This is a genomic window from Streptomyces cupreus (assembly GCF_014257025.1).
Taxonomy (GTDB): Bacteria; Actinomycetota; Actinomycetes; order Streptomycetales; family Streptomycetaceae; genus Streptomyces; species Streptomyces cupreus.
Window position 1 is genome coordinate 1 of record NZ_JACMSF010000189.1, and the last position, 539, is coordinate 539.

Below are 539 nucleotides of genomic sequence, written 5' to 3' on the forward strand. Positions count from 1 at the left end.
TGACTGGGACCGGGCGGAAACCATCGCTCCACTCATCACCAAGCTCAACGCCGCCCGGCGCGCGAGTCCGGCCCTACGGCAGTTGCGTAGTCTCCACTTCCATCATGCCGACAAGGAACAGGTGATCGTCTACTCGAAGCGGTCGGGGTCGAGCACGGTTCTGGTGGTCGTCAACCTCGACCCCCACCACACCCAGGAGGCCACGGTCTCGTTGGACATGCCGAAACTCGGCCTGGACTGGCACGAGTCGGTACCGGTGCGCGACGAGCTCACCGGCGAGACCTATCACTGGGGCAGGACCAACTACGTGCGCCTCGAACCGGGTCAGCGACCCGCGCACGTCTTCTCGGTTCTGCGACCGTCCACCCCGCAGATCGGAGGGTCACCCACAAAATGATCGTCAACGAGCCCGTCCCGGACACCTTCGAGGACACCCCAGCGGGCGACCGGGACCCCGACTGGTTCAAACGCGCCGTCTTCTACGAGGTCCTCGTCCGGTCCTTCCAGGACAGCAACGGCGACGGTGTCGGTGACCTCAA

General features: G+C 64.9%; 1 pseudogene. It reads left to right on the forward strand.

Features of this window, described 5'->3' with window-relative positions:
* Nucleotides 1–397 (forward strand): annotated as a pseudogene (locus H4N64_RS44235) (alpha-1,4-glucan--maltose-1-phosphate maltosyltransferase); the annotation flags it as partial.
* Nucleotides 398–539 lie beyond the last annotated feature (142 nt).